16 protein-coding genes are annotated in these 20,255 nt (G+C 72.2%); 13 read left to right on the top strand and 3 right to left on the bottom strand.

Features of this window, described 5'->3' with window-relative positions:
- Positions 1-97 precede the first annotated feature (97 nt).
- Entirely contained in the window at positions 98-1,336 is a 1,239-nt protein-coding gene (locus ACFUK0_RS11875) for a trypsin-like serine peptidase (protein ID WP_380248828.1), read from the bottom strand.
- A gap of 424 nt (positions 1,337-1,760) precedes the next feature.
- On the opposite strand from ACFUK0_RS11875, the gene ACFUK0_RS11870 reads away from it, so the two are divergent.
- The 3 genes from ACFUK0_RS11870 to ACFUK0_RS11860 are packed head-to-tail and all read left to right on the top strand — an operon-like array spanning position 1,761 to position 4,030.
- Positions 1,761-3,371, top strand: a complete 1,611-nt coding sequence (locus ACFUK0_RS11870; protein ID WP_380248826.1) for an ABC-F family ATP-binding cassette domain-containing protein — start codon at positions 1,761-1,763, stop codon at positions 3,369-3,371.
- 60 nt (positions 3,372-3,431) lie between these two features.
- The gene (locus ACFUK0_RS11865) at positions 3,432-3,659 is read left to right on the top strand and encodes a hypothetical protein (RefSeq protein ID WP_380248824.1); all 228 of its coding nucleotides are present in this window, start codon (positions 3,432-3,434) and stop codon (positions 3,657-3,659) included.
- Positions 3,656-4,030, top strand: coding sequence for a toxin Doc (locus ACFUK0_RS11860; protein WP_380248822.1), 375 nt, complete (start codon positions 3,656-3,658; stop codon positions 4,028-4,030). Before ACFUK0_RS11865 ends, ACFUK0_RS11860 begins: the two co-directional genes overlap by 4 nt.
- A gap of 33 nt (positions 4,031-4,063) precedes the next feature.
- Here the strand turns inward: ACFUK0_RS11860 and ACFUK0_RS11855 are convergent, their stop codons facing one another.
- Complete coding sequence (locus ACFUK0_RS11855) at positions 4,064-4,723, bottom strand: Pr6Pr family membrane protein (RefSeq protein ID WP_380248820.1); 660 nt, start codon at positions 4,721-4,723, stop codon at positions 4,064-4,066.
- 248 nt (positions 4,724-4,971) lie between these two features.
- Between ACFUK0_RS11855 and ACFUK0_RS11850 the strand changes: the two genes are divergently transcribed.
- The 4 genes from ACFUK0_RS11850 to ACFUK0_RS11835 all read left to right on the top strand — a co-directional run bounded on the left by ACFUK0_RS11850 (position 4,972) and on the right by ACFUK0_RS11835 (position 10,854).
- On the top strand, positions 4,972-6,096 hold the full coding sequence (locus ACFUK0_RS11850) for a CaiB/BaiF CoA transferase family protein (RefSeq protein WP_380248818.1): 1,125 nt from the start codon (positions 4,972-4,974) through the stop codon (positions 6,094-6,096).
- Positions 6,097-6,166: 70 nt separating this feature from the next.
- Positions 6,167-7,309 (top strand): acyl-CoA dehydrogenase family protein, encoded by a 1,143-nt coding sequence (locus ACFUK0_RS11845; protein WP_380248816.1) that lies wholly within the window; start codon positions 6,167-6,169, stop codon positions 7,307-7,309.
- 75 nt (positions 7,310-7,384) lie between these two features.
- Positions 7,385-8,602 (top strand): acetyl-CoA C-acetyltransferase, encoded by a 1,218-nt coding sequence (locus ACFUK0_RS11840; RefSeq protein WP_380248814.1) that lies wholly within the window; start codon positions 7,385-7,387, stop codon positions 8,600-8,602.
- Positions 8,603-8,640: 38 nt separating this feature from the next.
- Positions 8,641-10,854, top strand: a complete 2,214-nt coding sequence (locus ACFUK0_RS11835; RefSeq protein WP_380248812.1) for a 3-hydroxyacyl-CoA dehydrogenase NAD-binding domain-containing protein — start codon at positions 8,641-8,643, stop codon at positions 10,852-10,854.
- Between the two features lie 45 nt (positions 10,855-10,899).
- On the opposite strand, the gene ACFUK0_RS11830 is transcribed toward ACFUK0_RS11835, so the two are convergent.
- The gene (locus ACFUK0_RS11830) at positions 10,900-11,658 is read right to left on the bottom strand and encodes a MerR family transcriptional regulator (RefSeq protein ID WP_380248810.1); all 759 of its coding nucleotides are present in this window, start codon (positions 11,656-11,658) and stop codon (positions 10,900-10,902) included.
- A 207-nt stretch (positions 11,659-11,865) separates the two neighbouring features.
- On the opposite strand from ACFUK0_RS11830, the gene ACFUK0_RS11825 reads away from it, so the two are divergent.
- From ACFUK0_RS11825 to ACFUK0_RS11800, 6 genes are all read left to right on the top strand, one after another.
- Positions 11,866-12,774, top strand: coding sequence for a UTP--glucose-1-phosphate uridylyltransferase (locus tag ACFUK0_RS11825; protein WP_380248808.1), 909 nt, complete (start codon positions 11,866-11,868; stop codon positions 12,772-12,774).
- A gap of 179 nt (positions 12,775-12,953) precedes the next feature.
- Positions 12,954-14,255 (top strand): YhgE/Pip domain-containing protein, encoded by a 1,302-nt coding sequence (locus ACFUK0_RS11820; protein WP_380248806.1) that lies wholly within the window; start codon positions 12,954-12,956, stop codon positions 14,253-14,255.
- A gap of 127 nt (positions 14,256-14,382) precedes the next feature.
- Positions 14,383-16,056 carry an aspartate-alanine antiporter gene (gene aspT, locus ACFUK0_RS11815; RefSeq protein WP_380248804.1) on the top strand — a complete coding sequence of 558 codons (1,674 nt, stop codon included), beginning with the start codon at positions 14,383-14,385 and terminating at the stop codon, positions 16,054-16,056.
- A 60-nt stretch (positions 16,057-16,116) separates the two neighbouring features.
- Positions 16,117-17,817, top strand: coding sequence for an aspartate-alanine antiporter (gene aspT / locus ACFUK0_RS11810; RefSeq protein ID WP_380248802.1), 1,701 nt, complete (start codon positions 16,117-16,119; stop codon positions 17,815-17,817).
- A gap of 12 nt (positions 17,818-17,829) precedes the next feature.
- On the top strand, positions 17,830-19,482 hold the full coding sequence (locus ACFUK0_RS11805) for a bifunctional aspartate transaminase/aspartate 4-decarboxylase (protein WP_380248800.1): 1,653 nt from the start codon (positions 17,830-17,832) through the stop codon (positions 19,480-19,482).
- A gap of 121 nt (positions 19,483-19,603) precedes the next feature.
- Positions 19,604-20,251, top strand: a complete 648-nt coding sequence (locus ACFUK0_RS11800) for a TetR/AcrR family transcriptional regulator (RefSeq protein ID WP_380248897.1) — start codon at positions 19,604-19,606, stop codon at positions 20,249-20,251.
- The last annotated feature ends 4 nt before the right edge of the window (positions 20,252-20,255 follow it).

The following is a 20,255-nucleotide window of genomic DNA, read 5'->3' as shown; positions in this document are numbered from 1 at the left end:
GCATGATCACGTGATCGCGTCCCGGACGGCCCCCGGCCCGGCGGCAGGCACCGCGGGGCCGGGGGCCGTCCGCCGGGTCACCGAGGTGGCGGAGGTCTCACTTCTTCCTGGAGATGTAGTCCAGCGCCTTCGCGGCCACGTCGTCCAGGTACGGCCCGGCCTCCCAGGTGTCGCCGTCGCCGCCGATGGAGGTGTCGCTGACCAGGTAGGTCTTGCCGTCCTTGGTCGCGTACCAGGCGCCGCCGCTGTCGCCGGCCGTCATCCGGCAGCCGATGGTGAGCATCGCCGGGCGGGACGGCTCGGGGGACGTCCGGACGGGCCTGCCGCCGTCGCAGTGGTTCAGCTCGGTGCCGTCGAAGGGCGGCCCGGCCGGGTAGCCGTAGTTGCTGACCTCGCGCAGCTGGTCGCGCGGCGCGTTGAACCAGACCGGGACGGAGCCGCCGACGGTCTCCTCCAGCGACTTGCCGCCGCCGTCGGGGTTGGCGACCCGCATGATGCCGAAGTCGTACTGGCTCCAGGGGCCGCCGTACTCGCCGTCGGCCTCGTCGGGCCACTGCGGGGAGGTGACCGCGTCGACGGCGCCCCACTCGCCGAACGGCTCGGCCTGCGCCTGGCTGCCGGCCTTGTCGTTGCTGACCGCGCCCGAGCTGTTGAACGCCGGGGCGAAGGTGATGTTGGTGTGGAACTTGCCCCCCTTGCCGCCGTGCAGGCAGTGGCTGGCCGTCCACACCAGGTTGCTCTTCCCCGGGTGCGCCGGGTCGGAGATGACGGTGCCGGAGCAGACGTAGCTCTTGCCGCCCTCCTCGAAGAAGATCTTCCCGTTGACCTGGTACTTGGTGTACGGGTGCGGGACGGCCTTCGGCGTCACCGGCGCGGGCCTCGGGTCCTGGCCGCCGTCGGCAGCCGGCTGCGGCGCCTGGGACTGCGCGGCCGGGGACTGCGCGGCCTGCGAGGCCGCCCGGGACGGGGACTGGGAGGGGGCGGGCTTCGCGCCCGGAGCCTCCGGCGGCAGCGGCACGTGCTTCACCGGGCTGGCCTTGAGGATCTTCTGGAGGTCCCAGTAGCCCTTCACCGCAGGGGTGATGACGTTCTGCCGGGCCCACTTGTCCCAGTCGTCGGCCTTCCAGTTCTTCAGTTCGTCCAGCGTCGGCAGCTTGATCGCGGGGCCGCTCCTGGCGGCGGCCGGGCTCGCGGCCGCCTGTGTGGCCGCCGTCGGGGCCGAGACGGCCGGGCTCTCCTCCGGCCCGCAGCCGCTCACCGAGAGCAGCGTCAGCACGGCGACCGAGGCCGCGGCCGCCGTCCGGGCGCGACGGGTGCTGCGGGCAGCACGAGACACAGGTGACATCAGATCAGTTCCCCCTTGAAAACTCCCCCGAGCGGCCCTGGGCCGCCGGTCCAGCAGCAGGGAGTCTCCCACGAGCCGCCCACCGCCCGGCCGGCCGCCCCCGTCGCGGCCGGGCCGAAAGTCCGTTGCGCACCTCCCGGGGCCGTCGTAGCGTTGATCCCGTCACCCGCCAGAACAGGAGAAGGCCGTTGCTCTACTGAGGTCCCGAGACACCGCCCCCCGCGCCGATCGAGCGCGGCGCGTGAGCGTGCGACCTCAGTGGACTCCAGTGGTGAGCACCGGCTGCGAGCCGGCCTTCAGGGCCGCGCCGCCCCGTCCGGGTTCCGCCCCTCCCCTCGTCGTCCTCGCCGCCCACCCGCGGTGTCTCCCGTGTTGCTACCTCCATCACCCCAGCAACCACCCCGGGAGGCCATCCATGGCGCATCCGACACCCACCTCCGTGCTCTGCACCGACCTCGGCTTCGAGTGGCCCGACGGCGCCACCGTGCTCGACGGGTTCCACCTCGCCGTCGGCGCCGGCCGCACCGGCCTGATCGGCCTCAACGGCGCCGGCAAGTCGACCCTGCTGCGGCTGATCGCGGGCGAGCTGACCCCGACCCGCGGCGCCGTCCGGGTCGGCGGCGAACTCGGCTACCTCCCCCAGGGGCTGACCCTCGACACCACGCTGCGGGTCGACGAGGCCCTGGGCATCCGGGCCGCCCGCGAGGCCCTGCACGCCATCGAGGCCGGCGACACCGACGGGCGCCACTACGACGCGATCGGCGACGACTGGGACGTCGAGGAGCGCGCCCGCGCCACCCTCGACCGGCTCGGTCTGGCCCGCCTCGGCCTCGACCGCACCACCGGCGAACTCTCCGGCGGCGAGGCGGTGCTGCTGCGGCTCGCCGCGCTGCTGCTGCGCCGCCCGGACGTCCTGCTGCTCGACGAGCCGACCAACAACCTCGACCTGGCGGCCCGCGAGCGGCTCTACGAGACGGTCGCCTCCTGGGGCGGCGTCATGGTGATCGTCAGCCACGACCGCGAACTCCTCCAGTACGTCGACCAGATCGCCGATCTGCGCGGCGGCGCCGTCACCTGGTACGGGGGCAACTTCGCCGATTACGAGCGGACGGTCGCCGCCCAGCAGGAGACCGCGCAGCGGTTGGTACGCACGGCCGAGGCCGATGTCCACCGTCAGAAGCGGGACTTGGTGGAGGCCAGGACGAGGCAGGAGCGCAGCGCGAGCTACGGCAAGAAGCGCTCCGTCACCCGCAACGATCCGAAGATCTTCGCGGGCAAGCTCAAGAGCCAGGGCCAGGAGACGACGGGCCGCCTCCAGACCATGCACACCGAACGGCTCGACGAGGCCAGGCAGCGGCTCACCGTCGCCGAGGAGGCGATCCGGGACGACGCGGAGATCCGCATCGACCTGCCGCGTACCGCCGTGCCCGCCGGCCGCACCGTGCTCACCCTCGACCGGGTACGGCTGCCCCACGGCGTCTCGGCCGATCTGGAGGTGCGGGGCGCCGAGCGGATCGCGCTGGTCGGGCGCAACGGCTCGGGCAAGTCCACCCTGTTGCGTGCCGTCGCGGGCGAACTGACGCCACTGGCGGGGGAGATCACCACCCCCGTGCCGCTGCGCCACCTCCCGCAGCGCCTCGACCTGCTGGACGACACGCTGAGCGTCGTCGGCAACGTCAAGGCCTTCGCCCCGGGGGCGGGCGACAATGCGATCCGGGCGAGACTGGCCCGCTTCCTGTTCCGCGGCGCCCGGGCCGAACAGCTCGCGGCCACCCTGTCCGGCGGCGAGCGGTTCCGGGCGACGCTGGCCGCCCTGCTGCTCGCCGACCCGCCGCCGCAGCTGCTGCTGCTGGACGAGCCGACCAACAACCTCGACCTCGCCAGCGTCCGCCAGCTCACCCAGGCACTCGCCGCGTACGAGGGCGCGCTGATCGTGGCCAGCCACGACCTGCCGTTCCTGCGCGGGCTGGGCATCACCCGCTGGCTGGAGCTGGACGGGACGCTGCGGACGGCCGAGCCGATGTGAGCCGGGCGGGCAGTCCCGGCGGGGTACCGGAGCCGGTACCCCGCCGGTACCATCGGCGCCATGCCGGCGCTGAACATCGAGTACACCGAACACGAACTCGCAGCGATACGAGAGGCCGCCGCCGCCGACGGGAAGAGCGTCAAGGCGTACGTCCACGACCTCAGCGTGCGCGAGCAGCAGCGGCGCGTCTTCGTGGACCACGCGGTCGCGTTCTGGAACTCGCACGTCGAGGAGTTCGACGCGGCCTTCCCGGAGGACGCGCCCCCGTCCAGGCCCGCGGCGGCGTGACGGCCTTGCACGTCGACATCCGCTGGCTGCTCGACGTCCAGGAGCAGGCCTCGCCCGAGGACCTCAGTGTGCGCGACTACTCCGCCCTGCAGGCGGCCGTCGCCCGCCACCGGGTCAACACCGCGCAGCTCGGCCACACCGCCGATCCGGCCTGGTGCGCGGCGACGCTGATGCACACCATCGTGCTGCTGCGCCCGCTGCCCGTCCGCAACAACCTCTACGCCTGCATGGCGACGGCCGCGTACATGCACGCCGCGAAGGAGGGCATCGACCCGCCGTACGGCGCGCTGGTCGAACTGGCCCGGGACGTGGCACAGGGGACGGCGGACGTGTACGCGGCGGCCGGCCGGATCCGCGACTGGCGGATCTGAGGCCGGTGGCGCCCTGCCGGCCGCCGCGCCGGGTCAGGCCTCAGCGGGCGCGGGGCGCAGCCTGCCCGCGACCAGGGTGCCCAGCCGGTCCAGGCCGATCACGACCGCGGCGAGGGCGACGAACTCGAACGTGAGCAGCGCGATCTGGCCCCAGACGTAGCCGTAGCCCTTGGTGGTCGGGTCGAAGAAGAAGTACGGGTACGGCGTCGGGTAGTCGGAGAACAGTGCCGCGCGGGCCATCACGATCCCGGCGTAGCCGAGCGGGAAGACCAGCCAGAGCGGGATGTCCCGCCACTGCGAGGCGTTGCGGGGGCGCAGCACCAGCCAGTCGACGATCACCAGCACCGGTGTGACGTAGTGCAGGAAGAACGACGACCAGTGCGCGAGCCGGTCGGGGCCGTCGAACAGGCCGGGCAGCGGGTTGGCGCCGTGTTCCAGCAGGATGTGCGAGACCAGCCCGGTGATCAGGATGTACAGGGTGACGGCGCCCCGCAGCCGGGGTGCGGGGGCGTCGACGGTGCCGCGCCGGTTCATCCAGTAGACCGCGGCGGCGAAGTAGCCGAGCACGATCACGTTGCTCTGGATGGTGAAGTAGACCAGGGGCGCGGTGCCGAGGGTCAGGCCCGTCGCCGCGGAGAGCGCGATGGCGGTGCGCCACCAGAGCGCGGGGCGGGTCCGGACGGACACGGGCATGTGGTCACCTGACTATTTCGGGAGGTACCGGACGGCTGTGGAGCGACCTCGCACTCTACTGGCAGGTAGGGGTACGGGGAAGGATCATCGCAGGACTGCTTCCGGGTGGCCCCGGTCCGGGCCGGCCGGTGCGAATCCCGCCCCCGGATGCCCCGGTCGCCGCCCGCGCCGCCCTTGTTACCGGCCGGTCGCTTATCTATCATCGCCAGTGTGACAGCTTCACTGTCAAACCGATGAAGGGGTAGCGGATGGACGGCGCGACCAGTCCCGGCCCACTGGCCGGCGTGCGGGTGGTGGAGCTCGCGGGCATCGGCCCGGGGCCGTTCGCCGCCATGCTCCTCGCGGACCTGGGCGCCGACGTCGTCCGGATCGACCGTCCCGGCCCGCAGCCCCTCGGCACCGATCCGGCGTACGACGTCACCAACCGCAACAAGCGGTCCGTCCTGATCGACCTGAAGTCCCCGCAGGGCCCCGGCCAGGTGCTCGACCTGGCCGAACGCGCCCACCTCCTGATCGAGGGCTACCGCCCCGGCGTCGCGGAGCGCCTCGGCGTCGGCCCCGACGCCTGCCTGGCCCGCAACCCCGCCCTGGTCTACGGCCGGATGACCGGCTGGGGCCAGGACGGGCCGCTCGCCGCCCGGGCCGGCCACGACATCGGCTACTCGGCGACCGCCGGCGTCCTCGGCCTGATCGGGGAGGAGGGCAAGGCCCCCGCCATCCCCGCCAACCTGCTCGGCGACTACGCCGGCGGCTCGCTCTACCTGGTCGTCGGCCTGCTGGCCGCCCTCCACCACGCCCGTGACAGCGGCGCCGGGCAGGTCGTCGACGCCGCCGTCGTGGACGGCGCCGCCCACCTCACCTCGATGCTCTGGGGCCTGCTCGCCGCCGGCCACTGGCAGGACCGGCGCGGCGTCAACCTGCTCGACGGCGGCGCCCCCTGCTACGCCGTGTACGAGTCCGCCGACGGCGGCCACCTCGCCGTCGGCGCCCTGGAGCCGCAGTTCTACGCCGAGTTCAGCAGGCTTCTCGGCCTCGGGCCGGACGCTCCCGGCCAGTACGACACCACCCGCTGGCCCGAGCTGCGGGCCAGGATCGCCACCCGCTTCGCCACCCGCACCCTCGCCGAGTGGACGGCTGTCTTCGCGGGCACCGACGCCTGCGTGGAGCCCGTCCTGACGATGCGTCAGGCAGCCGCGCACCCGCACCTGGTGGCGCGCGGGACGTACACCGAGTTCGCGGGCATCACCCAGCCCGCTCCCGCCCCGCGCTTCTCCGCCACCCCGGGGACGCTGCGCCGGCCTCCCGCCCGCCCCGGCGCCGACACCGCCGACATCGCCCGCGACTGGGACGTCCCCGGCCTCGGCCGCTCCTGAGCGTCCTGTCACCGCCCCCGCCCCCGCCTCCCCGATCTCCACCGCCCGGCCGCGCCGAGAGGACACCGCAGTGCAGCGAGACATCTACACCGAGGAGCACGAAGCCTTCCGGGAGACGGTCAGGGCCTTCCTCGCCAAGGAGGTGCTCCCGCACCACGACCGCTGGGAGCGCGCCGGCATCGTCGACCGCTCGGCCTGGACGGCCGCCGGTGCCCGGGGCCTGCTCGGTCTCGCCGTGCCCGAGGAGTACGGCGGCGGGGGCAGTCAGGACTTCCGCCACAGCGCCGTCCTCGCCGAGGAGTTCACCCGGGCCGGGGCCTCCGGCCTGGCGCTGGGCCTGCACAACGACATCATCGGCCCGTACCTGACCTCGCTCGCGAACGACGAGCAGCGTCGCCGCTGGCTCCCGGGATTCTGCACCGGCGAGATCATCACCGCCATCGCGATGACCGAGCCGGGCACCGGCTCGGACCTCCAGGCCATCCGCACCCACGCCCTCGACCAGGGCGACCACTACCTGCTGAACGGCTCCAAGACCTTCATCTCGAACGGGATCCTCGCCGACCTCGTCGTCGTGGTCGCCCGCACCACCCCCGAAGGCGGCGCGCACGGCCTGAGCCTGCTCGTCGTCGAACGCGGCATGCCCGGCTTCGAGCGCGGCCGCAACCTGGACAAGATCGGCCAGAAGGCCCAGGACACCGCCGAGTTGTTCTTCCACGACGTCCGCGTCCCGAAGGCCAACCTGCTGGGGGAGGAGAACGGCGCCTTCGTCAGCCTGATGCGCAACCTCGCGCAGGAGCGGCTGGCCATCGCGGTCGCGGCGATCGCCGGCGCCGAGTACCTGGTCGAGATCACCACCGACCACGTCAAGCAGCGGGAGGCGTTCGGCCGGCCGCTCGGCAAGCTCCAGCACGTCCGCTTCGAGATCGCCGAACTCGCCACCGAGTGCGCCGTCACCCGCGCCTTCGTCGACCGCTGCATCACCGAGCACAACCGGTACGCGCTCACCCCGGTGGACGCCTCGATGGCCAAGTGGTGGGCCACCGAACTGCAGAAGCGCACCGCCGACCGGTGCCTCCAACTCCACGGCGGGTACGGCTACATGGCCGAGTACCCGGTTGCCAAGGCGTTCACCGACGGCCGGATCCAGACCATCTACGGCGGCACCACGGAGATCATGAAGGAGATCATCGGCCGCTCCCTGCTCGGTTGAACCCCGGCGTCCGCCCGCCGACCGCACCGCGACCCCGACCGCTCCGCGAAACCACACCCTCGAAAGGCAACCACCGTGACCACCGAAGCGTACGTCTACGACGCGGTCCGCACCCCGCGCGGCCGGGGCAAGGCCACCGGCTCCCTGCACGGCACCAAGCCGATCGACCTGGTCGTCGGCCTGATCCACGAACTGCGCCGCCGCTTCCCCGGTCTGGACCCGGCCGCCGTCGACGACATCGTGCTCGGCGTGGTCAGCCCGATCGGTGACCAGGGATCCGACATCGCCCGGATCGCCGCCATCGCGGCCGGACTGCCCGACACCGTCGCCGGCGTGCAGGAGAACCGCTTCTGCGCCTCCGGCCTGGAGGCCGTCAACATGGCTGCCGCCAAGGTCCGTTCGGGCTGGGAGGATCTCATCCTGGCCGGCGGCGTCGAGTCGATGTCCCGGGTGCCGATGGGCTCCGACGGCGGCGCCTGGGCGATGGACCCGATGACCAGCTACGAGACCCGCTTCGTTCCGCAGGGCATCGGCGCCGACCTGATCGCCACCATCGAGGGCCTCTCCCGCACCGATGTGGACGCCTACGCCGCCGAGTCCCAGGCCCGCGCCGCCAAGGCCTGGGCCGACGGCCTCTTCGAGCGCTCCGTCGTCCCGGTCAGGGACCGCAACGGCCTCGTCGTCCTCGGCCACGACGAGTTCATCCGCCCCGGCACCACGGTGGAGACCCTCGCCGCCCTCAAGCCCTCCTTCGCCGGCATCGGCGACGCGGGCGGCTTCGACGCCGTCGCCCTGCAGAAGTACCACTGGGTCGAGGCGATCGACCACGTGCACCACGCCGGCAACTCCTCCGGCATCGTCGACGGCGCTGCCCTGGTCGCCATCGGCTCGCCCGAGATCGGCGAGCGGTACGGGCTGCGCCCGCGCGCCCGGATCGTCTCGGCCGCCGTCTCCGGCTCCGAGCCCACCATCATGCTGACCGGTCCGGCGCCCGCCACCCGCAAGGCCCTCGCCAAGGCCGGACTGACCGCGGCCGACATCGACCTGGTCGAGATCAACGAGGCGTTCGCCGCCGTCGTGCTGCGCTTCATGCGCGAACTCGGCTTCCGGCACGACCAGGTCAACGTCAACGGCGGTGCCATCGCGATGGGCCACCCGCTCGGCGCCACCGGCGCGATGATCCTCGGCACCCTCATCGACGAGCTGGAGCGACGGGACCTGCGCTACGGCCTGGCGACGCTCTGCGTGGGCGGCGGCATGGGCATCGCCACCGTCGTCGAGCGCCTCGCCTGATCCCCTTCCGGCCCGCCTGCCCTCTGGAGAGACCCCACATGTCCGAGACACCCCAGACGACCGACAGCGCCCCCGCCCTCGTCGCCGCCCCCGCCCCCGCCATCCGCTGGGAGCAGGACGCGGACGGCGTGGTCACGCTCGTCCTCGACGACCCGGCGCAGTCCGTCAACACCATGAACGCCGCCTTCCGGGACGCCCTGGAGAGCGTGATGGCACGGCTCGCCGCCGAGGCCGACGGCGTGCGCGGCATCATCGTCACCTCGGCCAAGAAGACCTTCTTCGCCGGCGGTGACCTGCGGCTGATCTCCGCCACCCGCCCGGAGGACGCGGGGGAACTGTTCGAGTCCTCGATGCGGATGAAGCGAGCGCTGCGCACCCTGGAGACGCTGGGCAAGCCCGTGGTCGCCGCGATCAACGGCAGTGCGCTCGGCGGCGGCCTGGAGATCGCACTCGCCTGTCACCACCGGATCGCACTGGAGGCACCCGGCAGCCGGATCGGGCTTCCGGAGGTCACCCTCGGGCTGCTCCCGGGCGGCGGCGGTGTCGTGCGTACGGTCAGGATGCTGGGCATCGCGGACGCTCTGCTCAAGGTGCTGCTGCAGGGCCGGCAGTACCGCCCGGCACAGGCGCTGGAGACCGGCCTGGTCGACGAACTCGCCGCCACCCCGGAGGAGTTGATCGCCAAGGCCCGTGCCTTCATCGAGGCCAACCCGGTCTCCGTCCAGCGCTGGGACGTCAAGGGCTACCGGATCCCCGGCGGCACTCCGGCCACGCCGGCGTTCGCCGCCAACCTGCCGGCCTTCCCGGCCGGCCTGCGCAAGCAGCTGGCCGGGGCGCCGTATCCGGCCCCGCGCAACGTGCTCGCGGCGGCGGTGGAGAGCGCCCAGGTGGACGTGGACACCGCGATGGCGATCGAGTCCCGCTACTTCACCGAGCTGGCCTGCGGGCAGACCTCGAAGAACATGATCCAGGCGCTGTTCTTCGACATGAACGCCGTCAACTCCGGTGCGGGGCGCCCGAAGGACGTCCCGAAGCGTGAGGTGCGCAGGGTCGCCGTGCTCGGTGCCGGCATGATGGGCGCCGGCATCGCCTACTCCGTCGCCCGGGCCGGCGTCGAGGTCCTGCTCAAGGACGTCACCGTGGAGGCCGCCGAGCGCGGAAAGGCCTACTCCGCCGGAGTGCTGGACAAGGCGGTCGCGCGCGGCCGCTCCACGGCGGCGCAGCGCGACGACCTGCTGACCCGGATCACCCCGACGGCGGACGCCGCCGACCTGGCCGGCTGCGACGTCGTGATCGAGGCCGTCTTCGAGAACCCCGAGCTCAAGCACAAGGTCTTCCAGGAGGTCCAGCAGGTCGTCGCGGCGGACGCGCTGCTCTGCTCGAACACCTCCACGCTCCCGATCGGCCTGCTCGCCGAAGGCGTCGAGCGGCGGGCGGACTTCATCGGCCTGCACTTCTTCTCGCCGGTCGACAGGATGCCGCTGGTGGAGATCATCCGGGGCCCGGAGAGCGGTGACGAGGCCCTCGCCCGCGCCTTCGACCTGGTCCGCCTGATCAACAAGACGCCGATCGTGGTCAACGACTCGCGCGGCTTCTTCACCTCCCGCGTCATCGGCCAGTTCATCAACGAGGGCGTCGCCATGGTCGGCGAGGGCCTGGACCCGGCCTCGGTCGAGCAGGCCGCAGCCCAGGCCGGCTACCCGGCCAAGGTGCTCTCCCTGCTGGACGAGCTCACCCTCACGCTGCCCCGCAAGATCCGCAACGAGACCCGGCGGGCGGTCGAGGAGGCCGGCGGCAGCTGGGCCGCCCACCCGGCGGACACCGTGGTCGACCGGATGGTCGACGAGTTCGCCCGCCCCGGCCGCAGCGGCGGCGCGGGCTTCTACGAGTACGAGGACGGCCGCCGCACCCGCCTCTGGCCGGGCCTGCGCGAGCACTTCACCCGGGAGGGCGCGCAGATCCCGTTCGAGGACATGCGGGAGCGGATGCTCTTCGCCGAGGCCCTGGACTCCGTCCGCTGCCTGGAGGAGGGCGTGCTCACCTCCGTCGCGGACGCCAACGTCGGCTCGATCCTCGGCATCGGCTTCCCCGCCTGGACGGGCGGCGTGCTCCAGTACATCAACGGCTACACCGGCGGCCTGCCCGGATTCACCGCCCGTGCCCACGAGTTGGCAGCCGCCTACGGCGAGCGCTTCAGGCCGCCCGCCCTGCTGGAGCGGCTCGCCACCGAGGGCGGCAGCTTCCAGGACTGACCGTTCCAAGGCCGGCCGGCCACCTGTCGGCGCCGCGTACGGGCCTCACTCCCCGCGCGCGGCGCCGCCCAGCTCCTCGCGCAGCGACCGCTGGAACGCCGTGACCAGCGCCTGCGCGATCATCGGCTGGATGTGGTCGGTCAGTCCCTTCATCCGCTCCAGCTCCTCCGGAGCCGGGTCGCTCTCCCGGTACGGCTTCCAGACCGCCTCCCGGAACAGCCGGTGCAGCTCGTGCGCGGTCGCCCGGCTGTGCCGGAGCACCACCGCGCGGGCGGCCACCAGCGTCTCCAGCGGGATCGGTACGTCCAGCACCCGTACCCCCAGCGGCAGCAGCCCCGGGTCGACCCGGAACACGTCCGGGTCCGCCGTCCGCTCCAGCGCGCCCATCGCCGCCAACTGTGCGACGTGCGCCTCCGAGAGCGCCCGCCCGGCCCGCCGCTCCACCTGCGCCCTGGTCGCCTCCTCGGCGGCCTCCGGCGTCCAGGAGGCGACCAGGGCGCGGTGGATGGCGAGGTCCAGTGAGCTGATGTCGGCGGGCAGTTGGGCCAGGTAGCGTTCGATCGCGGCCAGTGTCAGGCCCTGCCGTTGAAGCTCCTCGATCAGCTCCAGCCGGTCCAGGTGCTCCACCCCGTACAGCCCCACCCGGCGCGCCCCGAGCTCCGGGGGCGGCAGCAGCCCCTTGCTGCTGTAGAAGCGCAGCGTCCGGACGGTGACCCCGGCCCGCGCGGCCAGTTCGTCGACGGTCAGCCGCAGCGGAGCGGTGGGCGTTTCGGGGGTGGCGGGCGTGGCGGGGGTGGCGGACATGGCGCGGTGCCTCCGCTGCTCGGGGCCGGTGCGGCCGGGGACTCGTGCGGGACACTCCCGCTGTGACAGTAGCAGTGTGACAGTTCCCGCCCGGAGTGCGGGCGCCGGCCCGGCGGGCACCCTGAGTGATCAAGTGGTCATCGTTGGTAGCGTCGGCGTGCGTCGTGCCATCCGCCGAAGTCCGGCCCCGAACGAATGAAGGACCGCATGCCCCAGCCCATCCGCCGTGCCGTCATCCCCGCCGCCGGCCTCGGTTCCCGCCTGCTGCCGCTGACCAAGGCCATCCCCAAGGAGATGCTGCCGGTCGGCGACCGACCGGTGATCGAGCACACCGTCCGCGAGCTGGTGGCGTCCGGCATCACGGACATCACCATCGTCGTCTCCGGTGGCAAGTCGCTGATCCAGGAGCACTTCCGGCCCAATCCCGCCCTGGTGGCCCAGTTGCGCGCGGACGGCAAGGCGGCGTACGCGGACGCGGTGCAGGAGGTCGGCGAGCTCAGCCGGCGCGGCCACATCACCTACCTCGACCAGCACGGCCCCTACGGCAACGGCACGCCGGTGCTCAACGCGGCACGCAACTCCGGCGACGAGCCGATGCTCGTGCTCTGGCCGGACGACGTGTTCGTGGCCCACGTGCCGCGCGCCCAGCAGCTGATCGCCGCGTACAACGCGACCAACTCGCCCGTCCTCGCCCTGATGCCGATGCAGCCGGGGGACTCCCAGCGGTACGGCGTGCCGGTGGTGAAGGAGGAGTTCGACGGCGGTCTGCTGCGGATCACCGGGCTGGTGGAGAAGCCCCGGCCGGAGGAGGCGCCGTCCCACTTCGCGGCGATCGGCGGCTACGTGATCACCCCCGGCATCATCGACGAGCTGCGCGAGCAGACCGGCCGCTGGACCGGGGCGGGCGAGATCTACCTGACCGACGCCATCAACGCGTTCGCCGCCACCCGCGCGGTGTACGGGCAGGTCATCCGGGGGCAGTGGTACGACACGGGCAACCCGCTCGCCTACCTCACCGCGCAGTTCGCGGCGGCGCTCGCCGACCCGGACTACGGGCCGCACCTGCGCCGGCTCGCACGGGACCTCGACCCTGCGGACGCCCTGGTCGCCGGGTAGCCCGGCTGGCCTCCCGAGGAACGCGACAGGCGGGCCCTGGGGGGCGCGGCGCCCGGCCCGGCGGCGGACCGGCCAACCGTGCGACCGGCCTGCCCCGGCGCGGGCGAGGCGCCGGGGCAAGGCCGCCTCGACCGGCTACGTTCGGGCGGGGGCCACCGACCGACGTGTGCGGGAGAGCCATGACTCCGAATCAGGGCGGCGCCGGGGTGAGCGCCTGGCAGGTGCTGCGCAACCCCAAGGTCTGGGTGGTGCCGACGGTCATCGTCGGGCTGCTGGCACTGCTGCTCTCGCTGCTCTACATGGGCGGCATCCTCAACCCGCGCACCGACCTGCACCGGCTGCCGATCGGCCTGGTCAACTCCGACGAGGGCGCCCCGGTGGCGGGCCGGCCGGTGAACCTCGGGGCCCAGGTCACCGCCGGCATCGCGGCCGCACCGGATCCGCAGGGGTACGTCTCCTGGCGGGTGCTCGACCGGGCGGCCGCGAACGAGCAGCTCGCCTCGGGCAGGCTGACCGGCGCGCTGGAGGTCCCGGCGGGATTCACCGCGGCGGTGGCCGCGCTCGGTGCCTCGGTGCAGCGGGCACCGGCCCGGCCGACGATCACGGTGCTCACCAACCCCGGGGTGGGCAGTCTGGCGTCCTCGCTGGCCTCGTCCATCTCCCAGCAGGCAGCGCACCAGGCCTCCTTGCAGCTCGGCGAGACCCTGACCGCGCAGGCCGCGGCGCAGGGGCAGCTGCAGGCCGGCGGGGCGAGCAACGCGGCGCAGCTCCTGCTGGCCGATCCGGTGACGGTCGACGTCGAGGTCGGCCACCCGATCGGCCCGCACAGCGGACTGGGACTGACGGCGTTCTACTACACCCTGCTGCTGGTGCTCTGCGGATTCCTGGGCGCGAACATCATCAGCAACGGCGTCGACACCGCCCTCGGGTACGCCGCCAGTGAGCTCGGACCGCTGCGCACCCAGCGTCCGCCGGTGCGGATCAGCCGGACCCAGACGCTGGCCGTCACCAGTGTGATGTCGGTCGTGCTGTCCGTGCTGACGTCCAGTCTGGTGATGCTGGCGACCGTGGTGATCCTGGACATGGACGCCTCGCACCTGCCGCTGCTGTGGGTGTTCTCGGTCTGCGCGAGCGCGGCGGTGGGGCTCGGGGTGCAGGCCCTGGTGGCGGCCTTCGGCGGGATCGGGCAGCTGATCAGCATGTTCATCTTCATCGCGCTCTCGCTGCCGTCCTCCGGGGCGACCATTCCGTTGCAGGCGCTGCCCTCCTTCTACCGGGTGCTGTCGGTGTTCGAGCCGATGCGGCAGCTGAGCGACGGCGTGCGGGCGATCCTCTACTTCGGGGCGCAGGCGGACGCCGGGCTGGCCCGCGCCTGGATCATGATCACGATCGGGGTGGTCGCGGCGCTGCTGTTCGGCTTCGGCATGACGACGTACTACGACCGCAAGGGCCTCCACCGCTTCCACCCCGAGCCGACCTGAGCCGACCTGAGTCCTACGGCGTGTCAAATGGATCAATATGTCCGATTTTCGATGTAATCGGACACATGATCAGAGAACTCTTGCGCCGTACCCGAACAGCGCCCGCCCCACCCCGGTGGCGGAGCAGGTGAGCCTGCTCCGGGAGAACGCCGTCCTCGCGCTGTTCACCTGCCTGGCCCTGGGCTACCTGGTCGGCAAACTCCGGGTCGGCCCGATCCAGCTCGGCGGCATCTGCGGCACCCTGATCGTCGCGATGCTGATCGGCAGCCGCCACGTCAGCGTCAACAGCGACGTGAAGAACGTGGCCTTCGCCCTGTTCATCTTCTCGCTCGGCTACATGGCCGGCCCCCAGTTCTTCGCCAATCTCAACGCCAAGGGCCTGCGCTTCGGCATCCTGTGCGCGGTCGAGGCGGTCCTCGTGGTCGCCATGGCCTTCGGCATCGCCAAGGCCTTCGACCTGGACGTCGGCACGGCCGCGGGCATCCTGGCCGGCGCCGCCACCGAGTCCGCCGTCGTCGGTACGGCGCAGGAGGCGATCGGCCAGCTGGGCGGGCTGAGCGCCGACCAGATCACCGAGCTGCAGAACCACGTGGCTGCCGCGTACTCGGTCTGCTACCTGTTCGGCCTGGTCAGCATCGTCCTGCTGACCAGCCAGATCATCCCGATGATGATGCGGATCAAGCTTCCCGAGGCCTCCCGGGCCGTCTGGGAGAAGATGCGCGGCGGCGACGCGACCCTCGGGCCGGACGAGCAGGCCGCGCTTCCCGCCCTGGTCGGCCGGATCTACCTGGTCTCGCAGGGCGAGGGCAGCAGCGTCCGGCAGATCGAGGCCCTGCAGCCCGGATCGGTGACCGTCGAGGGCATCAGGCGCGACAACCAGGCCGTCGAACCGGACGACGGCGTCGAACTCCGGCGCGGCGACCGGGTCCTCCTGGTGGGCCGACGCGAGGCCGTCATCGACACCGGCCACGAACTCGGACCCGAGACCTCCGGCGTGCCCGGCCTGGACAGCCCGCTGGCCGTCCGGGACATCGTCGTCACCAGCAAGGACTTCGCCGGCCGGACGATCGCCGAGCTGCGCACCGAGCAGGCCGAGGCCACCGCGGGCGTCTACCTCACCGACATCCAGCGCGTCGACCACCACCTGCCGGCCGTCTCCGAGACCGAGCTGCACCGCGGCGACACGCTGACGGTGGTCGGCGCCCGTTCGGCCGTCGAGCGCTTCGCCGGGCGGATCGGCGCGACCGTCCGCCAGGACACCGCCGACTACATCTACATCAGCCTCGGCATCTGCCTCGGCGTGCTGATCGGCATGATCACCGTGAACCTGGGCGACGCCGCGCTCGCGCTCGGCACCGGCGGCGGCTGCCTGATCGCCGGCCTGGTCTTCGGTTGGCTGCGCGCCCAGCACCCGACCTTCGGTGCCTACCCGCCGGTGGCCGCGCAGACCGCCAAGGACCTCGGCCTGTCCGTCTTCATCGCGGTCACCGGACTCGCGGCCGGCCCGGACGCGGCCGCGCTGCTCAAGGAGTACCCGGTGCTGCTCCCGGTCTCCGGGGTCCTCATGGTCACCGTCCCGGCGATGGTCTCGCTGTTCATCGGCCGCAAGCTGCTGAAGATCGAGCCGCCGATCCTGGTCGGCGCCATCGCGGGCCAGCAGTGCAGCACACCCGCCATCACCGCGATCACCAACGTGGCCCAGAGCAGCGTGCCGGTGCTCGGCTACACGATCACCTACACCATGTCGAACTTCCTGCTCCCGCTTACCGGACCGATCCTGGTCGGCTTCCTGGGAGCGTGATCCCGCTCCCGGCGCGACGCACCACCAGGAAGCGCGACGCATCACCAAGAAGGGGGACCCGTGGACTGGATCACCGACCACGTCTTCAAGCCCTACCCGGAACTGCTGATCTTCCTGACCATCTCGATCGGCTTCCTGATCGGGAAGATCCACTACCGGGCGATCGGCCTCGGCTCCGTCACCGGCTGCCTGGTCGCGGGCCTGTTCACCGGGTGGGTCACCGACGTGCCCGTCAACGGCACCGTGAAGTCGGTGTTCTTCATCATGTTCCTGTTCGCCCTCGGCTACAAGGTCGGCCCGCAGTTCTTCCGCGGCCTCAAGCGGGACGGCCTGCCGCAGGTCGCGGTCGCCGTCGTGGTCTGCGTGTCCGGACTGCTGGTCTGCTGGGGCTTCGCGGAGATGCTCGGCTACGGCCCCGGCCTCGGCGCCGGGCTGCTCGGCGGCGCGCTCACCCAGTCCGCCGTCATCGGTGTGGCCCAGGACGCGATCGGCCAGATCCAGGGCCTGAGCGCCGACCAGATCCAGGAGCAGCAGAACCTCGTCCCGGTCGCGTACGCGGTCACCTACCCGCTCGGCACCATCCTCTGCGCGATCCTGCTGGCTAACATCGCTCCCCGGCTGCTGCACAGCGACCTGGCCGCCGACAGCCGGGCGCTGGCCGTCGAACTCGACGCCCCGGAGAGCGACCCGGACCTCGCCGAGGGCTACTACGAGGTGGTGCTGCGCGCCTTCACGGTGGCCGCCAACGGCTTCGTCGGCCGCACCGTCGACGACATCGAGGCCCAGCAGAGGGAGCGCGGGCGCCGGATCTACCTGACCCGGGTGCGTCGGGACGGGAAGATCCTGGAGCACGACCAGCAGACCGTGCTCCGGGCGGGTGACGTGATCGCGGTCAGCGCGCTCCGGCACGACCTGGTCGAGTTCGACCCCGCCGCGCACATCGGTCCGGAGAGTGACGACGCCGGGCTGCTGAGCTACCGGACCGAGAACCTGCACGTGGTGGTCTCGGAGAAGAAGTACCTCGGCATGACGGTGGCCCAGGTCCGCCGCGAGCCGTTCATGGTCGGCGTCTTCATCGACAAGGTCTACCGCTCGGGCGCGGAGTTCCCCTACCGGCTCTCCACCGAGCTGGAACGCGGCGACACCCTCGTGCTGACCGGCCCCAAGCGGCTGGTCGACCCGGCCTGCGAGGCACTCGGCAAGCCGGTGCCGACGAGCTTCGCGACCGACATGGTCTGGGTGGGCCTCGGCATCTTCCTGGGCGGCTGCATCGGCATCCCGGCGCTGACCGCGGGCGGCGTGCCGATCAGCCTCTCCACCTCGGGCGGTGCGCTGATCATGGGCCTGGTCTTCGGCTGGATCCGCGGCAGGTACCCGACGTACGGCAACGTGCCGCCCGGCGCCCAGTGGTTCATGGACACCTTCGGGCTCTGCGCGTTCGTCGCGATCGTCGGGATCAACGCCGGACCGAGCTTCACCAGCGGTCTCTCGCAGGCCGGTTGGGGGCTGCTGGTGTGGGGCGCGGTGGCCACCGTGGTGCCGCTGATCGTCGGCCTGCTGTTCGGGCACTTCGTGCTGAGGATCCGTACGCCGATCCTGATGGGCGTGGTGGCCGGCGCCCAGACCACCACGGCCGCGATCGGCGCCATCAACGAGTCGGCGCGCAGCCAGATCCCGACCCTCGGCTACACCATCCCGTACGCGGCCGGAAACGTGCTGCTGACCATCTGGGGCGCGATCATCGTCGCCCTGCTCGGCTAGGAGAGAGAACCGATGAGCAAGCCTTCGATCAGCCGGGCCGACATCCACCGGCTCGCGCAGCTCAGCCCCTTCGAACTCAAGGGCGAGTTCATCCGGCTCGCCGAGGTCTACCAGCAGGACGAGCCCGGCCAGAAGGGCAAGTCCACCGCCCACATGCTCAACGCCGGGCGCGGCAACCCGAACTGGGTCGCCACCGGCCCGCGGGAGGCCTACCTCGCGCTCGGCCACTTCGCGCTCAGCGAGAGCCGCCGGGTCTGGACGGCCGACAACCTCGGCGGCATGCCGGAGGAGACCGGGTCGGCGGAGCGCTTCGACGCCTTCGTCCGCAGCAACCCCGCACTGCCCGGGATCGAACTGCTGCGGGCGAGCGTGAACCTCGCCGTGGACCGCTTCGGCTTCGACCGCAACGCCTGGATCCACGAGCTCACCGACTCCGCCATCGGCGACAACTACCCCGTGCCGGACCGGATGCTCGTGCACACCGAGCAGGTCGTCCGCGGCTACCTCCAGGAGGAGCTGATGGCCGGCCGGCCGCCGGCCGGGACGCAGCCCGAGCTGTTCGCCACCGAGGGCGGCACGGCCGCGATGTGCTACATCTTCGACTCGCTGCTGAAGAACGGGGTGCTGCGCAAGGGCGACCGGATCGCGCTGATGGTGCCCGTCTTCACCCCGTACATCGAGATCGCCGAACTCGACACCTACGGCTTCGACGTCGTCAGGGTCGAGGCCAACCGCTTCGCCGAGCGGGGCGTGCGCGAGTGGCGCTACCCGCCGGAGGAGGTCGCCAAGCTGGCCGACCCGGCCGTCCGGCTGGTCTGCCTGGTCAACCCGAGCAACCCGCCGTCGCTGGCACTGTCCGCCCGGGTCACCGAGCAGATCGCGCAGATCGTCGCGGAGAGCAACCCGAACCTGGTCATCGTCACCGACGACGTCTACGGCACCTTCGTCGACGGGTTCCGGACGATCGCCGCCGACCTGCCGCGCAACACGATGCTGGTCTACTCGTACTCCAAGCACTACGGCGCCACCGGGCACCGCCTCGGCGTCATCGGCCTGGACCGCGACAACGTGGTCGACGAGCAGATCGCGGCCCTCCCGCAGGCCGAGAAGGACCGCCTCGCCCTGCGCTACGGCACGCTCAGCCTGGATCCGGAGAAGATCAGGTTCATCGACCGGCTGGTCGCCGACTCCCGCCAGGTGGCGCTCAACCACACCGCCGGGCTGAGCCTCCCGCAGCAGGTCCAGATGGCGCTGTTCTCGCTGTTCGCGCTGCTGCCCGAGGGCAAGGCGTACAAGGCGAAGGTGCAGGCCATCGTCCGCGAGCGCCTGGACCTGCTGTTGGAGGGCTCCGGGATGCGGATCGCCGACGACCCGCAGCGGGCCGGCTACTACGTCGAACTCGACCTGCTCGCCGAGGCCGAGCGGGTGGCCGGCCCCGACTTCGCGGCGTACCTGCTGAAGACGTACGAACCCACCGAACCGCTGTTCCGTCTCGCCGAGCAGACCGGGGTGGTGCTGCTCAACGGCGGCGGTTTCGACGGGCCGGAGTGGTCGGTGCGGGTCTCGCTGGCGAACCTCGACGACCTCGACTACCTCAAGATCGGCCACCACCTGAAGGAGATCTTCGACGACTACCGCGCGGAGTGGCAGGCCTCCCTGGGCTGAGTCCGGGCCTGGGGTTGGGTCCGGGCCTGGGTCTGGGCCGAGCCGGTGACGGCCTGGGAATGTCCCGGCGGGACTCATGTCCCGCCGGGACATTTTTGGGAGTACGGTGGGTGGCGTGAGCATCGAGAAGGCAGGCGAAACCCCCGAGGGCCGACGTGACCGCAAGGCGCGCCGCACCCGCGAGGCGCTCGCCGACGCAGCCCTGAGCCTGGTCCTGGACCGGGGCCTCGCCGCTGTGTCCGTCGAGGACATCACCGAGCGGGCCGACGTCTCCCGGCGCACCTTCAGCCGGTACTTCCCCTCCCGGGAGGACGCCGTGCTGGACTGCCTGCGCGCCGACTTCGGCCGGATCAACGCGGCGCTGGCCGCCCGCCCCGCCGCCGAAACCCCGCTGACCGCGTACCGCGCGGCCCTGCGGGACTGGCTGCGCGACGACGAGCACCCCGCCTGGCACCGGCGCCCCGGCGTCCGGGAACTGATCGGGCTGATCGCCGCCGAGCCGGCGCTGACCGCCGCGTACCGGTGGATCTGCGTCGAGGCGGAGGAGGCGTCCATCCGGATCGCCGCCGGCCGCCTCGGGCTGGACGCCGAACGCGACCTGCGGCCCGCCGTCGCCATCGGCCTCGGCGTCGCCGCCCTCCAGGCCGCCGCCCGCGCCTGGGTCCGGCACCCGGAGGCGACGACGGCCGCGGGTGATCTGCCCGAACTGGTGGAGCAGGCCTTCGAGGTGCTCGCGGCAGAGCCACCACCCCACGGCCCGGCCGCTTGACCGG

Source organism: Kitasatospora sp. NPDC057223 (genome assembly GCF_042669755.1).
Lineage (GTDB): Bacteria > Actinomycetota > Actinomycetes > Streptomycetales > Streptomycetaceae > Kitasatospora.
This window is presented reverse-complemented; position numbering and strand designations above follow the sequence as displayed.